Raw genomic sequence first — 18,950 nt, 5'->3', positions numbered from 1 at the left:
CGATCAGAGCGCGTCGGATGCGGCGCGCACGGCGGGCAGCTTCTGCGCCCAGTCGAGGGCATCGCGCACGCCGTCGTCGGTCGATCGCTCCGCGCGCCAACCGAGCAGATCGTGCGCTCGATCGACGATCGCGAAGGCTCCGGCCTGGTCCCCTGCGCGACGCGGCGCATCGACGACGGGGAGGGTCTCCCCGGTCACCCGCTCGAAGGCGGCGACGAGTTCGCGCACGGTGACGCCGTCGCCGGTGCCCAGATTGATCACCCGGTAGGGATCCGGCGTCGTCACGATGTCGTCGAAGCGCTGCACGGCGGCGACATGGGCGAGGGCGAGGTCCCACACGTGGATGTAGTCACGCAGGCCGGAACCGTCGCGCGTGGGCCAGTCGGTGCCGGTGATCGTGAACGGCACGCCCTCGGCCTTCGCCTGCATGATCTTGCCGAGCGCGTGGGTCGGCCGCGGGTTCTGAAGCCCGGTGCGCAGGCGGGGGTCGGCACCGATCGGATTGAAGTAGCGCAGAGCGATCGCGCGGAAGTCGCCGGCCACCGCCGCATCGCGGAGGATCTGCTCGACCATGGCCTTCGTCGAGGCGTACGGACTCGACGGCGCGAGCGCCCCGGACTCGTCGACCCCGCCGCCGGTCTCGGCCGCGTAGACCGCGGCGGAGGAGCTGAACACGATCCGATCGATTCCGGCCGCGCGGAGGCGTGCGAGGAGCAGCACCGTCTTGCCCACGTTCGTGTCGTAGTAGCCCAGGGGATCGTCGACGGACTCGGGCACCACGATCCGCGCGGCGCAGTGCACCACGGCGTCGATGTCGGGGTGGTCGGCCAGCACCCGGTCGAGGACCTCGGCATCCGCGATGTCGCCGACGTAGAGGCCCCGCCCCTCGCCGAACGCGCGCAGCCCGGTCGACAGATCGTCGATCAGGACCGTCTCGATCCCGGCCTCCAGGCACGCCGTCGCGACAGTCGATCCGATGTATCCCGCACCGCCGGTGATCAATACCTTCATCGCCCGCCATCCTATCCCGCGCCCTCGACACCGCCCGGGACCCGCCGACTCTCCGCAGATCCCGAGGCGTCGGAGGGTAGGCTACTCACTGCTCGCAGAGTCCACTGCTCCGCCCGTCCGGCGGCAGTCGGCGCAAACCCCTCCGGAGAACTCCCCCGTGGCCCACGTCCTGCAGAACGTCGTCTTCCCGCTCGATCGCGACCCCGACCTCCTCCCGCTGTACGCCGACCCCGAGACGTGGTCGGTCATCGAGAACGAGCCGGTGCGCGTCTCGAACCGTGCGCATCTCGGCAACATCCTCGGCCGCCACCGCGCCCGCATCGTCGCTGGCCGACGAGTGTCGCTCGGCACGTACTTCAACGCGTTCCCCGCCTCGTATTGGCAGCACTGGACGAGCATCCGCCAGGTGCAGCTGACCGTCCGCACCAGCGGATCCGCCACCATCCTCGTGTACCGATCGAACGGCTCCGGTGTGCGTCAGCGCGTCGCCACGAGCGAGGTCACCGGCGAATCGTCGACGACGTTCGACCTCGAACTCACCCAGTACAGCGACGGCGGATGGCTCTGGTTCGACGTCGTCGCCGACGAGAGTAACGTCATCCTCGAGGGCGCCGAGTGGACCACCGAGCAGGAGCCGGCCCGCACGGGCACGGCCTCGCTGGGAATCACGACCTACAACAAGCCCGACTACTGCGTCGAGACCCTGCAGGCCCTCGCCGCATCGCCCGATGCTCTCGAGTTCGTCGACCGCATCTTCCTCGTCGACCAGGGCACCCAGCTCGTCGCCGATCAGGACGGATTCACGGAGGTCGCGGCCGAGCTCGGGGAGACCCTCCAGGTGATCCGGCAGGCGAACCTCGGCGGGTCCGGCGGCTTCGCCCGGGCGATGCACGAGACCCTCCAGCGCCCGGAGAGCGACTTCGTACAGCTCCTCGACGACGACGTGCGCATCGAGCCGGAGTCGCTGCGCCGCTCCGTCGTCTTCGGGCGGTACGCCACGAACCCGGTGCTCGTGGGTGGCCACATGTTCGATCTGCTCGACCGGCCCAAGCTGCACGGCTGGGCCGAGGTCGTCGACGAAGCGCCGTTCATGTGGCGCAACCTCTATCAGGAGGAGATGCCGCACGACTTCGGCGCCTCGAACCTGCGCCAGTCGCCGCTTCTGCACATGCGCATGGATTCCGCCTACAACGGCTGGTGGATGTGCCTCATCCCCCTCGATGCGATCCGCAAGGTCGGTCTCTCACTCCCCGCGTTCATCAAGTGGGACGATGCCGAGTTCTGTCTGCGCGCTGGCGAGGCCGGATTCCCGACGGTGTCGATGCCGGGCGTCGCCCTGTGGCACGTGTCGTGGCTCAACAAGGACGACTCGATCGACTGGCAGGCGTACTTCCATGCCCGCAACCGCATCGTGGCGGGGCTCCTCCACTCGAACGCCCCGAAGGGCGGGCGCCTGATCCGACACAGCCGCCGCGTGGACCTCAAGCACCTGATGATGATGCAGTACTACCCGGTGGCACTCCGTGCGCGCGCCCTGCGTGACGTGCTCTCCGGCCCGGACCACATGCGGCGCACGCTCGCGACCGCGATGCCGGCCGCCCGAGCGCTGTCGTCGGAGTACCCCGAGACCGTGATCCATAAGGACCCGACGGCCGTGCTCCACTCGCGTCGTGGACGCCAGGTCTTCCAGCGACAGCGCTCACGGCACGAGTACGACAGCCCGAGCGGCCTGGCGCTGCGCAAGTTCACCCTGACGACGCTGATCGCGCACTGGCTCCACAAGCCGAATCCCGCCAACGTGGCCCAGCCCGAGGTGGAGTTCGTCAAGGACGATGCGCACTGGTGGCGCCTTCCGGTCTTCGACAGCGCACTCGTCAGCACGGCCGACGGGTCGGGAAAGAACATCTACACGCGCGACCGCGCGAAGTACCGCCGGATGCTGCGCGAGAGCGTGCGCCTCCACGCAGAACTGCAGCGCAGGTGGCCGGAGCTGCAGAAGCAGTACCGCGATGCGCTGCCCGGACTCGTCTCGCCAGAATCCTGGGAGCAGATCTTCGAGGAGCAGGCATGACCCCGGCATCCGTCGCCTTTGACCCGGCCACGGCGACGATCGTCATCGTCACCTACAACCGCTCGCACCTGCTCACCGGGTTGCTGGAGAGCATCACGACGATGGACCCGAAGCCGGGCCACGTCGTGATCATCGACAACGCATCCGCCGACGACACCACCGAGGTCGTGGAGTCGTTCCGGGCGGGCATCGGCACCGAGATCGTCTACCGCCGCCTCGAGACGAACACCGGCGGATCCGGTGGGTTCAGCGAAGGCATGCGCACGGCGTACGAGCTGGGTTCCGAATGGATCTGGATGATGGACGACGACGTCGAGGTCATCCCCGACGGTCTCGCGAAGATGGGCAAGTGGTCCTCGCGGTTCAAGAGCATCCAGGGACGCCGCTACGACTACGACGGCAGCGAGTTCTACTGGCAGTACCGGATCGCCGAGCGCATGGGGATCCCGATCCCCTTCGCGCCGTCCGGCTTCGACGCCTCCGGGTTCAAGGAGATGAACAGCGGATGCTTCGAGGGGATGTTCATCCACCGCTCGATCGTGAAGCGGATCGGCCTCCCCGACCATCGCTTCTTCATCTACTGGGACGACCAGATGTACGGCTGGCTGGCATCGCGCCTGACGACCGCCGTGATCGTCGATGAGTTCGTGCTGCGCCGTACCCGCGAGATCAAGCAGTGGGATATGGGCATCCGTCACATGAACGCGTCGAGCAACGCCTATCGCTTCTACATCATGCGCAACCGTGCCCACATCAAGCACTACTACCGCATCCACGACAACTACAACCCGGTGCTCTTCGGCCTGGGCACGGCGATGACCTTCGCCAAGGAGCTGATCCGCCTGGTCTTCGTCGAGCGCACCGTGCGCGGAACCAGCAATCTGTTCCGCGGTCTCAAGGAGGGGCGGAAGATCTCCCGGGATCGCTCCTGGCAGCCGATGCCGCCCCTGGAGGCGTGATGTCCAACGCCCCTCAGCCGGAACTGCGCTGGGCCCCCATCCCGCCCAAGCCGAAGAATCGTGCGCGCATCTGGATCATCATCGGTTCGGTGATCCTGGCGCTCGCGATCGTGGCGGCGCTCCTGTGGTTCTTCCTGCTCCGCGGCGAGACCCCGGACGGCGCCCCGTCGCCGTCACCGTCGTCCTCGGAGACCGCGAGCCCGTCGCCGTCGGGTGAGCCCGATCCAGGAGCCTCCGAGAACCCGTCCGAGGAGCCGGGCACTCCCCCGGTCGCGCCCGCGCCCGACCTCTCCGCTTTCGTGGCACAGGTGCAGCCCCGCCTCGATGACGGCGTCCGCGGCCTCGACATGCTGGCTCAGCTCAGCGGGCAGGACGCCGTCGGAGTCGTCGATCAGCTGCAGCAGGATGCTCAGCGGTTGGCGGAGACGACGCCGCCCACGTCGATTTCGGACTCCTGGTTCACCGCCGTCTCGGAGTACTCCGCGGCGCTGAGCGAGGTCCGCTCCGCCGCCGAGAGCGGCGGGAGCACGACGGACTCCGTGACGACGGCTCGCGAGCGACTCCAGGCGCTCCGAGGACTCCTCGGGGTCTGATCCGGGGCGCGGCATTCCGTTCAGGCCGGGGCTGCCGGCTCAGGCCGGGGTGCTGTCGGCGTTGTAGCGGTCGAGCACGTCGCCGATCGGGCCGTCGAGCACGAGCGCACCCTTGTCGAGATAGAGACCGCGCTCGCAGAACCGACGCAGATCCCGCTCGTTGTGGCTCACGAAGAAGAGCGTGCGACCCTGGGCGAGCAGCTCGTCGATACGGCGATAGCACTTCTCGCGGAAGGTTTTGTCCCCCACCGCGAGCACCTCGTCGACGAGCAGGATCGGCTCTTCGAGCTGCGAGACGACCGAGAAGGCGAGACGCACCTTCATCCCGTTCGACAGATGCTTGTACGGGGTGTCGAGGAAGTCCTGCAGCTCGGCGAACTCGATGATGCCGTCGAATCGCCGAGCGATCTCCGCGCGGCTCATCCCGTGCAATCCCGCGGTGAGACGCACGTTCTCGCGCACCGTGAGATCGCCGACGAACCCGCCGGTGAGCTCGATCAATGGGGCGACGCCCTGGTGCACGTCGACACGCCCCTCGTCGGGCAGAAGCACCCCTGCGACGAGCTTCAGCAGGGTCGACTTGCCCTGACCGTTACGGCCGACGACGCCGATGGATTCGCCGGGCTGCACCGTGAACGAGACGTTCCGGAGGGCCCAGAACTCGCCGGGACGCTTGCCGCGCCCCTTCCCTCCGAAGAGATCCTTGAAACTTCGGCGGCCTCGGCGATTACGGCGGAAGCGGACGCCCAGATCGACGACCTCGATCGCGCTCATCACAGCTCCTTCAGGACAGCGGGTTCGAGGCGCCGGAAGACGAGGACGCCGAGCACCAGAATGAGGGCGCTCACCAGCACCGCGCCCAGGATCTCGGTCGGGTTCCACTGATCGGGGAAGAACGCGACCCGGTAGAGGCTGAAGATGCCGAACAGCGGGTTGGCCGCCGCGAACTCGCCGAAGGCCCCCGGGAGGTCGGAGCCGGCGTAGATGATCGGTGAGGCGTAGAACAGCACGCGCAGGATCAGGCGGGTGGTGCGCTCGAGGTCGGCGTACAGCGCGCACAGCGGAGCCACCAGGAGTCCGAGGCCCACCAGCAGAACCGCCTGCAGGAGCACCCCGACAGGGAACCACAGCAACTGCCACGACACCGTCGCGCCCGCGAAGATCGCGAAGGCCGCGAGAACCGGCAGCGAGCAGAGGAACTCGATGCCCTTGCTCAGCACGATCCGGTTGACCCAGATCGATCGCGGGATCGCGGTGGAGCGCACGAGCTTGGAGTCGCGGCTGAAGGCGCGGGTGAAGTCGGTGACGGCCGAGTTGAACCATACCCACGGCAGGAGCGCCGAGATGAGGAAGACGATGTACGGCTGCTCGCCGACCGTGCGCGAGAAGACCTGGGTGAAGACGAACCAGTAGATCAGGCTCATCAGAAGCGGGTCGAGCACCGACCACAGATATCCCAGCCAGCTCGTGGCGTAGCGCACGCGGAGATCGCGGGCCGACAGGAGCCAGAGGGAGTGCAGGTAGCGTCGCGCCGAACCCGGCGCGCCGATCGAGGTCTCGCTCATCCCGGTGTGAGGAACATCGTCCGGTCGCCGATCAGGCGAGCGTGTTGTTCCACATCGACAGCGCCGAGCCGATGGCCATGTGCATGTCGAGGTACTGGTAGGTGCCGAGGCGTCCGCCGAAGTGCACGTCCTTCTGCCCCGCCATCAGCTCGCGGTAGGCGAGGAGGCGCTCACGGTCGGTCGCGGTGTTCACCGGGTAGTAGGGCTCGTCGTCGCGACCCGCGAACCGCGAGAACTCGCGCATGATGACCGTGCGGTCCTTCGGGTACCGATCCGCGCGCTCGGGGTGGAAATGGCGGAACTCGTGGATACGGGTGAAGGGCACGTCGGCGTCCGGGTAGTTCATGACGCTGGTGCCCTGGAAGTCGCCGATGTCGAGGACCTCTTCCTCGAGGTCGATGGTCCGCCAGCTCAGCTCGCCCTCGGTGTAGTCGAAGTAGCGATCGACGGGACCGGTGTAGACGATGGGTACCTGCCCGACGACCGCCGCCTTGTTGAGGGGCTGCGCCTCGTCGAAGAAATCGGTCGAGAGACGCACGTCGATGTTGGGGTGATCGGCCATGCGCTCGAGCCAGGCGGTGTACCCGTCGGTCGGCAGCCCTTCCCAGGTGTCGTTGAAGTATCGGTTGTCGTACGTGTACCGCACCGGGAGGCGGCTGATGATCGAGGCCGGGAGGTCCTTGGCCTCGGTCTGCCACTGCTTGGCGGTGTAGTCGCGGATGAAGGCCTCGAACAACGGGCGTCCGATGAGGCCGATGCCCCGCTCCTCGAGGTTGGTCGCCGACGCCGGGTCGAACTCGCCCGCCTGCTCCTGGATGAGAGCCCTGGCCTCGGCGGGGCTGTACGCAGCCTGGAAGAACTGGTTGATCGTGCCGAGGTTGATCGGCAGCGGGTAGACCACGCCCTTGTGAGCGGAGTAGACCCGGTGGACGTAGTTCGTGAAGGTGGTGAAGCGATTGACGTACTCCCACACCGTCGCGTTCGACGTGTGGAAGAGGTGCGCCCCGTAGCGGTGGACCTCGATACCGGTGGTGGCCTCGGCCTCGCTGTACGCGTTGCCGCCGATGTGGTGGCGTCGTTCGAGGATGGTCACCTTGCGTCCGGCCGCGGCTGCCCGCTCGGCGATGGTGAGCCCGAAGAGACCGGAGCCGACGATGAGGAGGTCCATGGATGCTTCTTTCCTGTCTGGATCCCCGTCGAGGGACCCGTCGCGACCGGACCCGTCGGTGGGCGGCCGTTAGCGTACCCATGCTACCCGGGACAGAACTCGCCGCCGTCTCGCCGCGCACGGCGCCGTGCAGCCGAACCGCCGCTCGCTCGTATGCTGGAGGCACGATGACCATCGATATCATGCTGCCCTTCTGGGGCGACCCTCTGCTCCTGCGGCAGACGGTCGAATCCGTGCTCGGGCAGACCGATCCCGAGTGGCGGCTGACGGTGATCGACGACGCGTATCCCGATCCCTCCGTGGCCGAGTACTTCGCGCAGCTGGACGACCCGCGCGTTCGGTATGTGCGCAACGACGTGAACGTCGGGATCATCGAGAACTTCCGCGCCAGCGTGAGGCTCGCGACGGCCGATCACCTCGTGGTGCTGGGCAGCGACGATCTGCTCCTGCCGGGTTACGTCGCCGCCCTGCGCGACGCCGTGCGGCGGCATCCGGATGCCGCCGTCTTCCAGCCGGGCGTGCGGGTCATCGACGAGAACGGCGCACCGTCGCTGCCTCTCGTCGATCGCGTGAAGCAGCGAATGCTCCGCCCCGACACGCGAACGGGCGACGCCGTGCTGTCGGACGAGCGCCTCGCCACCAGCCTCACGCGGGGGAACTGGCTGTACTGGCCTTCGCTGCTCTTCCGCACCGAGGCGATCCGGGCCCACGAGTTCCGCGACGACCTGCCCATCGTGCTCGACCTCGCGATACTGCTCGACATCGCGTTCGCGGGCGGATCGCTCGTCGTGATCGACGACGAGGTGTTCGCCTATCGCCGGCACACCGAGAGCGCCTCGCAGAAGGCGATCCTCGACGGCTCCCGCTTCACCGACGACCGTCGATTCTTCCTCGAGACCGCGCGACGAGCGGATGCGCGCGGATGGCGATCGACGGCCCGAGCGGCCCGAGCCCGTCTGTTCGCGCGGCTCCACGCTCTCACGACGGTGCCGACGGTGCTCCGTCGTGGCGATGCCGCCGGACGCCGCGCCCTCTGGCGGCACATCCTCCGCTGATCAGCGGCGGCGGGCGCTCCCCCACGCGCGCAGCAGCATCACGCGTGCGCGGAGCACCGCTCCGATGCCGCGCGGACGGGACGGAGAGGCGTTCGCGTCGTGGATGCGTCGCCGGATCGTCGCCGTCGCGATGTGCGCCATGGTGCGGTGGGCGTTGCCGAAGAGCGCGATCCAGAGGTCGTGGCTCTCGTGGAGGTAGTCCGGAAACGGAAGGATCCGATCCACGACGTCGCGGCGGATCGCCATCGCGCATCCGTAGTACGGCGCCATGCCCGCGAAGATCCGGACCGCGTTGCGGACTCCCTGGCGCGACCACGCGGCGCGCAACCGCCACGGGCGACGGGTGAGTGGATTCGGCAACGGCTCATCCGAGCCGAGCAGCACCAGGTTGGAGGCCGCGACGGCGGAGTCCTCGAGCGCGGCCACGAACAACGCACGGCGGCCCGGGATCCACACGTCGTCCTGATCGGAGAGCATCAGAATGTCTCCGGTCGCTCGTCCCAGAGCCTCTTCGAACGTCTTGACGTAGCCGCGGTTCTCCTGACGTGCGTGCACGCGGATGCGCGGATCGTCGAAAGCCTGTAGCGCGGCGACGGTTCCGTCCTTCGAGGCGTCGTCGATGACGACGAGCTCGTCCTGGGGTTCGAGCTCGCGCAGGATCGACTCGATCTGCGGGCCGAGGAACCGCTCGCCGTTGTACGTCGCCATACAGACGCTCACCCGCACCGCGCTCAAGACGCCACCTCCGTGATCGGCTTGCGCAGCTCCCGCCGCAGAACGAGAACCTGATAGCCGCCGACGCAGAGCTCGGAGATCGCCACGGCCCAGGCCACGAGCGGAACGGATCCGGCTGCGGCGAAGACGAGGATCAGCGGCGCTCCGACGATCGCACCGATGAGCGTCGACACGGCGAGCGCGCGCACGCGCCCGACGACGACCAGGCACGCATAGCCGACGATGGCGGCCGTGGCGATCCCCACGAAGGCGACGCCGAGGGGCAGCGACACCTGCCACGGCACGCTGATCTTCCCCACCGAGAGAAGCGTGGAGACCCAGGGGCTCAGCACCGCGATGCACGTGCCGCCGACGACGCCGATGAGCATGGCGGCGACGGTCGCGATCCGGGCACGGCGACGGAAGTCGGCTTGGGGGTCGGGCACCCAGCTCTGGAAGTACTGCTGGATGGGGAGCAGGGCGACCGACGCGTACTTGAAGAGGCGGTCGGCGAACGCGTACATCGGCTGGAGCCCGGGGAGAAACGCCTGCACGGCCACCATCGGCAGGGTGACGTACAGACCGCTGACGAGCGTCGCCGACACGGCATGCCGTTGCCCGCTCAGCGCGGTGCGCAGGGGAACCGGAGTGTGCGCGGCTCCGGACGACCCACGCAGCACGACGACGGCGTCGAGCACGACGGCACCGATGAAGCCGAGGCCCTGCGCGACGAGGTAGACCCAGAGCTCTCCCGTGACGACGGCGCCGATCACGCCCGCGATGCCTCCCGCGACGGTCGGGAGCGTGTCACAGAGCAGGAGCCGCATCGGCTTCCCCTCGCCCGTGAAGTACCAGATCGCCCCAAGCTGCGGAAGCAGGTAGACCGCGGCTCCGAGCACCGAGATCAGCACGTCTCCACGCGTGAGGAGAGCCAGGATCACGGCGATGACCGGCAGCACGAGCACGTAGAGCAACGCGCGGGCGCGCAGCGACGTGCGATAGAAGGCCTGGCGTTGCCCAATGGGGATGCCGGCGACGGTCGCCGCCCCCGTCGCTCCCCAGCCGAAAGCCACGAGGATGCCGCCGAACTGCGAGACGGTCTGGACGAGTGCGAGTTTCCCCCAGGTCGTATCCCCGAGTGACGCGGTCAGGAGCGGGATCGAGACGATTCCGATCAGCGTCACGACGCCGACGGAGATCGTGAACCCGCTGAGACGGCCGACCGCCGTCCGGATGGGCCCGCTCACTTCTCCCCCTCCGCGACCACGGGGGCGTCCCACCGGATCTCGGCCGCGATCGGCATCAGTGCGTCCGGCATCCGCCCCATCCGACCGCGAACCGCGGCGACGAGAGCGGCCCGGTACACGCGGGCCAGCGCGCGGCGCGGCCTCGCGACCCAACAGGCGTTCGCGAAGTGGATGCCGTCGAGCAGCGTTTCCCGGATGATCTGCCTCGGTGCGGAGCGGAAGTACTCGCGGTTGAGGATCAGGCGGTTCCGCACGCGGTAGAAGTAACGGAATGGCGTGCTCAGGCTGAATTCCGCGGGGATCCCCGGGAGCGCGACCGTGCGGCCGAACAACTCGCGCCGGTACCGGGTGCCGAGCGTGTGCTCCATCCGCACCCCTCCTGCGGCGAGCACCCGCCAACCGCGGGAGCGGACCCGCAGCCCGAACTCCATGTCGACGAGATCGATGAAGAAGTCCTCCCGCAGGGGTCCTACCTCGGCGATCACGGCCGCGGGGATCAGCATCCCCGATTGGATGACGTTCGCGGCGTCACCGAAGGGCGCCTCAGGCCCCGTCTGCTGCCGCACGCCGGCGAAGTACTCCGGCACGACGAGGCCGACACGGATACCGGCACGGGTCGCGACGTCATGGGCGGAGACGAGGTTCCGGACGAACCCCTCCGCCACCCGGGAATCCTGGTCGAAGGTGATCACGAAGGCGGCACCGGCGTCGAGCGCGCGTGCGATCCCGTCATTGAGCGCCGCCGCGATCCCGTCGTTGTCGGGCCTGCGGACGACGATCGCCCCCGCGCTCTCGAGCCTGTCGAGCACCGCCTCGGCGATGGGCCCCGAGCCGTCGTCGACGACGATCACTCCCTCGACCTGTTCGGCGACGGAGGAGACGGCGTCCAGAGCGGCGTCACCGGGACGGAACGTCGAGAACACCGCCCACACGGAGGAAGCACTCATCCGAGACGCACCGGACGACGGACGGAGAAGGGAATCACGAGCATGGCGCATTTAGACTAGCTTCATTCGCTGTTCAATCCCCGCAGACCCGGAAGGCCGCCTGTGTCGACACATCCCTTCGGCACGATCGTGCTCGCCGCCTACTCCCCCGACCCGGAGCTCTTCCGCCGGCAGCTGACCTCCCTGCAGGAGCAGACGGTCCGCGAGTGGGAGTGCGTGATCTCGGTCGACGGCGATCCCGAGCCGATCGCCGCCCTGGTGGCGGAGATCACCGAGGGAGACGCCCGATTCCGCATCGTCGGCGACGGCACACGGCTCGGTTTCTACCTGAACTTCGAACGCGGCCTCCTCGCCGTCGACGAGCGGAGCGAGTGGATCGCCCTCTGCGACCAGGACGACCGCTGGGACGCGGACAAGATCGAGAAGCTCCTCCCGCACCTCGACGAGGTCTCTCTCGTCTCGGCCCAGGCGCGGCTCGTCTCGTACCCCTCCGAAGTGGAGACGGGCCGTACGACGCGTCACGACCACGGCGCGATCTTCACGATCCTCTCCAACGAGTTCACCGGCTCGCTCTGCGTGTTCGACCCTGAGGTACTTCCGACCGCACTGCCGTTCCCCCGAGCTTCGACTCGGGCGGCCGCGCACGATCACTGGCTCGCCGTCGTCGCGTCGGCGCACCGGGGCACCCGCATCATCGACGACGTCGTCCAGGACTACGTCCAGCACGATGCGAACGTGTTCGGCGACCCGAGCAGGCTGGGCAGCGGAAGCATCCGCAGTTCCATCACCAACGTGCTCGCGCAGTCCCAGCGCTTCGAAGGTTCACGGAGCCCCCGGTCGATCTTCCGGATGACGTTCTGGGCCTACGTGGGCTGGCGCCAACTGATGGTCGACACCCTCGCCGCGCGTCGCACCGACGACGCGACCGACTCCCGTCAGGAGCTGGCCTTCGGTCGCTCCCGCAGGCTGCGCACCGCGCTGTCGCTGCTCCGTGCGGGACGCGCACGGGAGATCGTCCCCGAGCGCTTCACCTGGGAGTACCGGGCGAGCTGGATCGGCGGAGCACTCAGCGGTGGCCGACGCGCCGTCGCTCGGGCGGTCACCCCGCCTCGGCGCTGACGCCCCGTCAGGAGGGGTCGCCGTCCGACCCCGTCCGGGGAGCCTCGAGCTTCGCGAGCCTGCCCTCGACGCTCTCCAGCTGCGTGCGGAGGATAGCGGCTTCCTCCGCGAGTCGCCGCGTCTCCTCCTCGACCTGGCTGAGCTCCCACGAGTGGTGCAGGGCGACGCCGAGGAGCAGGAGGATCGCGGTCGCGAAGAGCAGGTTCGAGGGGACCTGCACACCGAGCAACGCCGTGAGCCCGCCCAGCAGGCCGGGGAACAGCCCGACGATGAGCACCGAGACGGCGATCACGAGCCAGAGGACCGCGTACTTCTCGCGCAGTTTGCGCGTGAGGAGCATCCACAGGACGATCACGAGGATCAGGACGGCGAGAGCGATCCCGACGAAGACGATCATGCGCGTTCCTCCTGCCGCCGCGAGCCCGTACGTCGCATCGCGGCGAGCAGCAGCGCGAACACCGACCTCAGCAGGTAGACGGTGGAACCGAGCGGCCCCTGGCTGGGATTGCCATGCGCACGCGGGCGCATCGCGACGCCGACCTGCGTGACTGTCAGCCCGGCGTGCAGCGCGGCGACGAGTGAGTCGAGGGTGTCGCCGAGGTACTCGGCCGGGTAGTAGTGCACGTACTGGGCGATCGCACGGGTGTTCGCCGCGCGGAAACCGCTCGTCACATCGGTCAACCGCGTCTTGGCGATGCGCGAGACCACCGAGGCGAGGAAGACCATGGCCCAGCGCCGGGGGCCGCGCACCGAGTACTCGCCGACGTCGGAGAAGCGCGCGCCGATCGAGATGTCGGCGTGCTCCAGGCCGGCGAGCACCCGATCGATGTCGACGGGGTCGTGCTGCCCGTCGGCATCCACCTGGATCGCGGCTCCGTAGCCCTCGCGCGCGGCATAGGTGAACCCGGTGCGCATCGCACCGCCCACCCCCAGGTTGAAGGGCAGGGAGAGCACGGCCGCGCCGGCGGCTCGGGCCACCTCGGCCGTGTCATCGGTCGACCCGTCGTCGATCACGACGACGTCGTACCGCGACGAGGCCGCACGGATCTCGCGCACGGTGTCGCCGACACTGCGCTCCTCGTTCCACGCGGGGACGAGGACCAGGACGCGATCGATGCGCATGGTGTCGCTCATGAGGGAAGTCTCTCCGTGTTCAGCCGAGACCGCAGGCGGTCACTTCGTACAGTCTGGCATCGCCCTGGCTGTCGACAAGGCGCACCGCTCCCGATTCCTCGAGATCCTCGAGGCCTGCGAGCGGATGCGATCCGCCGTGCACCTCCCGATCCCCGAAATCGAGGACGAATCGGACGTCGAGCGCCTCGGCCGCATCGCACACGGCGGGCATCGACTCGGCGTCGGCGAGGTGGTCGTTGATTGTCGCCGCATCGTCGGAGACGTCCACCAGGATGTGCGGCATGAGCACTTGGCGCCCACCGATCGCGTACGCGAGTGCGGTGCCGGTGTACGGGTTACCGGCGATCACGGAGCCTGCGGGGACGTGCTCGGGGAGGCGTTCGAGCAGGGCCATTTCGTCCGAGCTGATGAGGGAAGAACCCTCGTCCAGCACGAAGCGGATCTGCGCCTGCGCGACGGCGGCCGGGATGGCGGGAAGCGGCAGGACCACGAAGCCGATCGCGGCGGCGACGACGCTGGCGATCACGCGCAGGAGATGTCCGTCGGGCTGGGCCCGCGACCAGAGCCGCCCGATCGCCTCGACCGTGCGCGCGATCCCCAGGGTCGCGAGCGGGACCAGCGCGATCCCGAACACCGCCGCCAGACGCGGCCAGTTGTTGTACCAGCTCCCCGTCAGCGCATCCCGGATGGGACCGATGGGCAGTGAGATGACGACGATGAAGAGGATCGCGCCGATCGCCCAGAGAGCCGCACCGACCACGAGCGCCTCACTGCGCTCCTTCAGAACCCAGAAGAGGCCGAGGAGCACGGCGATCGCGACGCCGATTGCGATCGTTCCGTAGAACATCGACACCTGCGCGACTTCGAGCGCCGCCTGTCCGGGAGTGAGGGCCGTCGGCCACCCGCGGGTCGGCAGCGGCGGGCGCAGCACCATGAGCAGGAGAACACCGACGCCGAAGTAAGCGAGGACGCCGGCGGCGAGTGCCGCGCGAACCCGACCGGATCGATGCGCGCGCCACAGGCGCACCACGAAGACGAGAACGATCGGCACCGAGAACGCGAGCCAGGCGACGAATCCGCCCGGGTGCGCGAGGGCGACGCCGGGGATCGCGCCGAGCGCGACGAAACCCCACCAGCCCGGCGCGAGGTCCTTCGCCGATGTTCCGATTCCGAAGGCGGATGCCGTCGCCGCCACCGTGACGGGGACCACGGCGAGAGCGAGCTGGAACGGGTAAAGGACGCCGTAGTCCATCGGCAGGATCGGGAACATCGGGATGGCGCAGCTCACGATCGCAGCGGTGACGGTGACGGTCGCCGACTTCCCCATGAGCGTCCGCGCCAGGAGCATGGCGCTCAGCGGCCAGATGACCGCGGCGATCACGAGCGTCTGCGCGTTGACGACGGCGGGGATACCGACCCCGCTCAGCTGCGCCACGATGGCGGCGGTCGCGTGCCAGGCCGACGGATAGAAAGGAACTCCGCCGTTCGGGCTCGTCATCTGCCCGAGTTCGAGGGGCGAGGCGGCGCCGGTGTCCATGATGTAGCGAATGGCGTTGAGGTGGAACACGTTGTCGAACGTCTGCGAGATCGCCGACGGCTGACCGATCACCGCGAAGATCTGCAGTCCGATGACCACGGCGGCGGCCACAGCGGCGGCGATGGTCCACCACCGCGACGTCGACGGCGACGAGGTCACGCCACGCCGTCCGCGGCGGCGTACGAGATGGATCCCCACGCCGATCACCGCAGCCAGGACGAGGCACGGCACGATCGACCAGCCGATCCCGGCGAAGCCGGCGAGCAGACTCGCACCCCCCACCACGGTCATGGCGAACGCCGGTGCGGCGGCCACGGCCCAGAGCCCGCGCAGTCCGATCAGCCACGCCAACGTTCCGCCCAAGACGGCGTACAGCGCGAGAAGCACGGCGGCAGGCCAGAGCAGTTCGAGCATTTCCATGTATTCCAGACCCTCTCACCGACAACCGAACCAGGATATCCCGGCGGGGCTGCGATCTCGGCGAGGGCGCTCCCCCTGCGGCCGGACAGGGTGATCCGGGCACGGTGTGACAACATAGAGGCGTGAAAGGCATTATTCTCGCCGGCGGGTCCGGCACGCGGCTGCACCCGATCACGCTGGGCGTCTCGAAGCAGCTGATCCCGGTCTACGACAAGCCGATGGTCTACTACCCGCTCTCGACGCTGATGCTGGCAGGGATCAATGACATCCTCGTGATCACGACGCCGCACGACGCGGCGCATTTCGAGCGCCTCCTCGGCGACGGGTCGCAGTTCGGCGTGAACCTGACGTTCGCGCAGCAGCCCTCTCCGGACGGACTCGCGCAGGCGTTCACGATCGGCGCGGACTTCATCGGCGACGACTCGGTCGCCCTGGTCCTCGGCGACAACCTGCTCTACGGTCCGGGGCTCGGCAGCCGTCTGCAGCGTTTCGAGAACATCGACGGCGGGGCGGTCTTCGCGTACTGGGTCGCCGAGCCCGAGGCCTACGGTGTCGTCGAGTTCGACGCCGAAGGACGCGCGGTCTCGCTCGAGGAGAAGCCCGCCTCCCCCAAGAGCAACTACGCCGTTCCCGGCCTCTACTTCTACGACAACGACGTGATCGAGATCGCTCGTAATCTGGCGCCCAGCGCCCGCGGCGAGTACGAGATCACCGATATCAACCGTGAGTACCTCGAGCGTGGCAAGCTCCAGGTCGAGGTCCTCCCGCGCGGCACCGCCTGGCTCGACACGGGAACGTTCGACCAGATGACCGACGCCGCCGAGTACGTGCGCACGATGGAGCGTCGTACGGGCATGAAGATCGGGATGCCGGAGGAGGTCGCCTGGCGCCAGGGCTTCCTCAGCGACGACGAGCTGCGCGAACGCGCCGAGAAGCTCCTCAAGTCCGGCTACGGCGCCTATCTGCTCGACATCCTCAAGAGAGGCCACGCATGACCCGTCTGCTCGTCACCGGAGGGGCCGGTTTCATCGGCTCCAACTTCGTCCACCACGTGATCGAGAACACCGAGCACCACGTCACGGTGCTCGACGCCCTCACCTACGCCGGGAACCGGCGGTCGCTCGAGGGACTCCCCGAGGATCGGCTCACGTTCGTCCATGGCGACATCACGGATGCCGGCCTGGTCGACGGCCTCTTCGCCGACACGGATGCCGTGGTGCACTACGCCGCGGAGTCGCACAACGACAATTCGCTGAACGACCCCCGGCCGTTCCTCGACACCAACATCATCGGCACGTACACGCTGCTCGAGGCGGCACGACGACACGACGTGCGCCTGCACCACATCTCGACCGATGAGGTCTACGGGGACCTCGAGCTCGATGATCCCGAGCGGTTCACCGAGTCGACTCCCTACAACCCCTCGTCGCCGTACTCCTCCACCAAGGCGGGCAGCGATCTGCTCGTGCGCGCGTGGGTGCGGTCGTTCGGCGTCCAGGCGACGATCTCGAACTGCTCGAACAACTACGGTCCGTACCAGCACGTCGAGAAGTTCATCCCGCGTCAGATCACGAACGTGATCCGCGGCATCCGTCCGAAGCTGTACGGCGCCGGGCAGAACGTTCGCGACTGGATCCATGCCGACGACCACTCCTCGGCCGTGCTGACGATCCTCGAGAAGGGCGCGATCGGCGAGACCTACCTCATCGGCGCCGACGGCGAGAAGGACAACAAGTCCGTCGTCGAGCTGATCCTCACCGAGATGGGCCAGCCTGCGGACGCGTATGACCACGTCACCGACCGCGCCGGCCACGACCTTCGCTACGCGATCGACTCGAGCAAGCTGCGCGACGAGCTCGGCTGGGCACCGCAGTTTTCGGACTTCGAGGCGGGACTCGCCTCGACGATCCAGTGGTACCGCGACAACGAGGCCTGGTGGGCGCCGTCCAAGGACGCCGTCGAGGCGTTCTACGCGGGCAAGGGCCAGTGAGCGCCGCGTTCGGGAAGCAGCTCGAACGGATCGAGACGCCCATCCCGGGCCTCGTCGTCTTCGAGCTGCCCGTCCACGGGGACTCGCGCGGATGGTTCAAGGAGAACTGGCAGCGCGAGAAGATGCTGGCGCTCGGGCTCGAAGACTTCGGTCCGGTGCAGAACAACATCTCGTTCAACGACGCCGTCGGCACGACCCGCGGCATCCACGCGGAGCCGTGGGACAAGTGGGTCTCGGTGGCGACAGGGCGCATCTTCGGCGCCTGGGTCGACCTGCGCGAAGGACCGACCTTCGGCACCGTGTTCACCACGGAGATCGACCCGTCTCGGGCGATCTACGTCCCTCGGGGCGTGGGCAACTCGTACCAGACGCTCGAGGCCGACACGGCTTACACGTACCTCGTCAACGATCACTGGTCCCCCGATGCCTCGTACTCGTTCCTGAACCTCGCGGACGAGACGGCGGCGGTCGCCTGGCCCATCCCGCTGTCGGAGGTCGAGATCTCGGAGAAGGACAAGGCGCACCCCCGGCTCGCCGATGTCACCCCGATCCCGCCGAAGCGCATCCTCGTCCTCGGCGCTTCCGGCCAGCTCGGGCGTGCGCTGCGCGCCCGTTTCGGCGACGCCGCCCACATCGAGTACGCCACGCGCGACGACATCGATGTGACCGCGTCGGACCTGTCGTCCGCTCGGCGCTGGCGCGACTACGGTCTGATCATCAACGCCGCCGCCTACACCGCGGTCGACCTTGCTGAGACTCCGGAGGGCCGAGAGAAGGCGTGGGCGGCGAACGCGACCGCAGTCGCCGCGCTCGCCCGTGTCGCCGACGATCACGGCATCACCCTGGTGCATGTCTCGAGCGACTACGTCTTCGACGGAACGCTCGACGGCGCCTACGACGAGAACGCCCCGTTGCGCCCGCTCGGCGTCTACGGCCAGACCAAGGCGGCCGGCGACCTCGCCGCTTCCACGGCGTCGCGGCACTACGTCGTGCGCACCTCCTGGGTCATCGGGGAGGGAAGCAACTTCGTCCGGACCATGCACTCGCTCGCGGAGCGCGGAATCGACCCGAGGGTCGTGGGCGACCAGTTCGGGCGCCTCACCTTCACCGCGGACATCGCGGACGCGATCGCGCACCTCTTCGAATCGGATGCCGCCTACGGCGTCTACAACGTGACCGGATCGGGCGATGCCCGGTCCTGGGCCGAGATCGCGCGCGAAGTCTTCCGTCTCGGCGGCCACGACCCCGAGCGCGTCACGGCCGTGAGGACGGAGGACTACTTCGCCTCGGCGACCGGTCCGGTGGCACCGCGTCCGCGGAACAGCCGTCTGGACCTGACCAAGATCATCGCATCGGGCTTCTCGCCCGCTCCGGTAGACGACTCCCTGCGCGCCTACGTCGCAGGTCTGAAGGGTTGAGG

The 18,950-nt window shown here is 68.3% G+C and carries 18 protein-coding genes; 8 read left to right on the top strand and 10 right to left on the bottom strand.

Going from position 1 to position 18,950, the window contains the following annotated elements:
- Positions 1–3: 3 nt before the first annotated feature.
- On the bottom strand, positions 4–1,011 hold the full coding sequence (galE, locus tag ACTJKK_RS01295; protein WP_440746734.1) for a UDP-glucose 4-epimerase GalE: 1,008 nt from the start codon (positions 1,009–1,011) through the stop codon (positions 4–6).
- A 157-nt stretch (positions 1,012–1,168) separates the two neighbouring features.
- On the opposite strand from galE, the gene ACTJKK_RS01290 reads away from it, so the two are divergent.
- Genes ACTJKK_RS01290 through ACTJKK_RS01280 form a run of 3 tightly spaced genes read left to right on the top strand, consistent with a single transcriptional unit; the run spans position 1,169 to position 4,634 of the window.
- Positions 1,169–3,082: a glycosyltransferase gene (locus ACTJKK_RS01290; RefSeq protein WP_440746733.1), complete on the top strand. Its 1,914-nt coding sequence runs from the start codon at positions 1,169–1,171 to the stop codon at positions 3,080–3,082.
- Positions 3,079–4,041, top strand: a complete 963-nt coding sequence (locus ACTJKK_RS01285; protein ID WP_247632510.1) for a glycosyltransferase — start codon at positions 3,079–3,081, stop codon at positions 4,039–4,041. The genes ACTJKK_RS01290 and ACTJKK_RS01285 overlap by 4 nt, the downstream gene beginning before the upstream one ends.
- Positions 4,041–4,634: a hypothetical protein gene (locus ACTJKK_RS01280; RefSeq protein ID WP_440746732.1), complete on the top strand. Its 594-nt coding sequence runs from the start codon at positions 4,041–4,043 to the stop codon at positions 4,632–4,634. Before ACTJKK_RS01285 ends, ACTJKK_RS01280 begins: the two co-directional genes overlap by 1 nt.
- Positions 4,635–4,673: 39 nt before the next feature.
- On the opposite strand, the gene ACTJKK_RS01275 is transcribed toward ACTJKK_RS01280, so the two are convergent.
- From ACTJKK_RS01275 to glf, 3 genes are read right to left on the bottom strand one after another with little or no spacing between them, the layout of a single operon-like run.
- Positions 4,674–5,408, bottom strand: coding sequence for an ABC transporter ATP-binding protein (locus tag ACTJKK_RS01275; RefSeq protein WP_440746731.1), 735 nt, complete (start codon positions 5,406–5,408; stop codon positions 4,674–4,676).
- Positions 5,408–6,199: an ABC transporter permease gene (locus tag ACTJKK_RS01270; RefSeq protein WP_440746730.1), complete on the bottom strand. Its 792-nt coding sequence runs from the start codon at positions 6,197–6,199 to the stop codon at positions 5,408–5,410. Before ACTJKK_RS01270 ends, ACTJKK_RS01275 begins: the two co-directional genes overlap by 1 nt.
- 31 nt (positions 6,200–6,230) lie before the next feature.
- Positions 6,231–7,367 carry a UDP-galactopyranose mutase gene (gene glf, locus ACTJKK_RS01265; RefSeq protein ID WP_440746729.1) on the bottom strand — a complete coding sequence of 379 codons (1,137 nt, stop codon included), beginning with the start codon at positions 7,365–7,367 and terminating at the stop codon, positions 6,231–6,233.
- 167 nt (positions 7,368–7,534) lie between these two features.
- Between glf and ACTJKK_RS01260 the strand changes: the two genes are divergently transcribed.
- Entirely contained in the window at positions 7,535–8,422 is an 888-nt protein-coding gene (locus ACTJKK_RS01260) for a glycosyltransferase family 2 protein (RefSeq protein ID WP_247632522.1), read from the top strand.
- On the opposite strand, the gene ACTJKK_RS01255 is transcribed toward ACTJKK_RS01260, so the two are convergent.
- Genes ACTJKK_RS01255 through ACTJKK_RS01245 form a run of 3 tightly spaced genes read right to left on the bottom strand, consistent with a single transcriptional unit; the run spans position 8,423 to position 11,330 of the window.
- A complete protein-coding gene (locus ACTJKK_RS01255) occupies positions 8,423–9,142 on the bottom strand; it encodes a glycosyltransferase (protein WP_440746728.1) in 720 nt (239 codons plus the stop codon).
- An 11-nt stretch (positions 9,143–9,153) separates the two neighbouring features.
- Entirely contained in the window at positions 9,154–10,383 is a 1,230-nt protein-coding gene (locus ACTJKK_RS01250; RefSeq protein WP_440746727.1) for a lipopolysaccharide biosynthesis protein, read from the bottom strand.
- Positions 10,380–11,330: a glycosyltransferase gene (locus ACTJKK_RS01245; protein ID WP_440746726.1), complete on the bottom strand. Its 951-nt coding sequence runs from the start codon at positions 11,328–11,330 to the stop codon at positions 10,380–10,382. The genes ACTJKK_RS01250 and ACTJKK_RS01245 overlap by 4 nt, the downstream gene beginning before the upstream one ends.
- 102 nt (positions 11,331–11,432) lie before the next feature.
- Here ACTJKK_RS01245 and ACTJKK_RS01240 point away from each other — a divergent pair, with 102 nt between their 5' ends.
- Complete coding sequence (locus ACTJKK_RS01240) at positions 11,433–12,449, top strand: glycosyltransferase (RefSeq protein ID WP_440746725.1); 1,017 nt, start codon at positions 11,433–11,435, stop codon at positions 12,447–12,449.
- A 7-nt stretch (positions 12,450–12,456) separates the two neighbouring features.
- Here the strand turns inward: ACTJKK_RS01240 and ACTJKK_RS01235 are convergent, their stop codons facing one another.
- The 3 genes from ACTJKK_RS01235 to ACTJKK_RS01225 are packed head-to-tail and all read right to left on the bottom strand — an operon-like array spanning position 12,457 to position 15,540.
- Positions 12,457–12,846, bottom strand: coding sequence for a DUF2304 domain-containing protein (locus ACTJKK_RS01235; RefSeq protein ID WP_440746724.1), 390 nt, complete (start codon positions 12,844–12,846; stop codon positions 12,457–12,459).
- Positions 12,843–13,583, bottom strand: a complete 741-nt coding sequence (locus ACTJKK_RS01230; protein WP_440746723.1) for a glycosyltransferase family 2 protein — start codon at positions 13,581–13,583, stop codon at positions 12,843–12,845. Before ACTJKK_RS01230 ends, ACTJKK_RS01235 begins: the two co-directional genes overlap by 4 nt.
- Positions 13,584–13,602: 19 nt before the next feature.
- Positions 13,603–15,540: a DUF6541 family protein gene (locus ACTJKK_RS01225; protein WP_440746722.1), complete on the bottom strand. Its 1,938-nt coding sequence runs from the start codon at positions 15,538–15,540 to the stop codon at positions 13,603–13,605.
- A 122-nt stretch (positions 15,541–15,662) separates the two neighbouring features.
- Here ACTJKK_RS01225 and rfbA point away from each other — a divergent pair, with 122 nt between their 5' ends.
- Genes rfbA through ACTJKK_RS01210 form a run of 3 tightly spaced genes read left to right on the top strand, consistent with a single transcriptional unit; the run spans position 15,663 to position 18,948 of the window.
- Entirely contained in the window at positions 15,663–16,535 is an 873-nt protein-coding gene (gene rfbA, locus ACTJKK_RS01220; protein ID WP_247955904.1) for a glucose-1-phosphate thymidylyltransferase RfbA, read from the top strand.
- The gene (rfbB, locus tag ACTJKK_RS01215; RefSeq protein ID WP_440746721.1) at positions 16,532–17,530 is read left to right on the top strand and encodes a dTDP-glucose 4,6-dehydratase; all 999 of its coding nucleotides are present in this window, start codon (positions 16,532–16,534) and stop codon (positions 17,528–17,530) included. Before rfbA ends, rfbB begins: the two co-directional genes overlap by 4 nt.
- On the top strand, positions 17,527–18,948 hold the full coding sequence (locus ACTJKK_RS01210) for a sugar nucleotide-binding protein (RefSeq protein ID WP_440746720.1): 1,422 nt from the start codon (positions 17,527–17,529) through the stop codon (positions 18,946–18,948). The genes rfbB and ACTJKK_RS01210 overlap by 4 nt, the downstream gene beginning before the upstream one ends.
- Positions 18,949–18,950 lie beyond the last annotated feature (2 nt).

The organism is Microbacterium sp. 22179 (genome assembly GCF_052045715.1).
Lineage (GTDB): Bacteria > Actinomycetota > Actinomycetes > Actinomycetales > Microbacteriaceae > Microbacterium > Microbacterium galbinum.
The sequence above is the reverse complement of the archived record's forward strand: the minus strand, read 5'-3'. Positions and strand labels throughout refer to the sequence as shown.

What these genes read in the sequence shown, in the direction of transcription:
- galE (WP_440746734.1), bottom strand. Translation starts at nt 1,011, where the DNA reads ATGAAGGTATTGATCACCGGCGGTGCGGGATACATCGGATCGACTGTC.
- ACTJKK_RS01225 (WP_440746722.1), bottom strand. Translation starts at nt 15,540, where the DNA reads ATGGAAATGCTCGAACTGCTCTGGCCTGCCGCCGTGCTTCTCGCGCTG.
- ACTJKK_RS01245 (WP_440746726.1), bottom strand. Translation starts at nt 11,330, where the DNA reads ATGAGTGCTTCCTCCGTGTGGGCGGTGTTCTCGACGTTCCGTCCCGGT.
- rfbB (WP_440746721.1), top strand. Translation starts at nt 16,532, where the DNA reads ATGACCCGTCTGCTCGTCACCGGAGGGGCCGGTTTCATCGGCTCCAAC.
- ACTJKK_RS01230 (WP_440746723.1), bottom strand. Translation starts at nt 13,583, where the DNA reads ATGAGCGACACCATGCGCATCGATCGCGTCCTGGTCCTCGTCCCCGCG.
- ACTJKK_RS01235 (WP_440746724.1), bottom strand. Translation starts at nt 12,846, where the DNA reads ATGATCGTCTTCGTCGGGATCGCTCTCGCCGTCCTGATCCTCGTGATC.
- ACTJKK_RS01285 (WP_247632510.1), top strand. Translation starts at nt 3,079, where the DNA reads ATGACCCCGGCATCCGTCGCCTTTGACCCGGCCACGGCGACGATCGTC.
- ACTJKK_RS01270 (WP_440746730.1), bottom strand. Translation starts at nt 6,199, where the DNA reads ATGAGCGAGACCTCGATCGGCGCGCCGGGTTCGGCGCGACGCTACCTG.
- ACTJKK_RS01275 (WP_440746731.1), bottom strand. Translation starts at nt 5,408, where the DNA reads ATGAGCGCGATCGAGGTCGTCGATCTGGGCGTCCGCTTCCGCCGTAAT.
- glf (WP_440746729.1), bottom strand. Translation starts at nt 7,367, where the DNA reads ATGGACCTCCTCATCGTCGGCTCCGGTCTCTTCGGGCTCACCATCGCC.
- ACTJKK_RS01260 (WP_247632522.1), top strand. Translation starts at nt 7,535, where the DNA reads ATGACCATCGATATCATGCTGCCCTTCTGGGGCGACCCTCTGCTCCTG.
- ACTJKK_RS01280 (WP_440746732.1), top strand. Translation starts at nt 4,041, where the DNA reads ATGTCCAACGCCCCTCAGCCGGAACTGCGCTGGGCCCCCATCCCGCCC.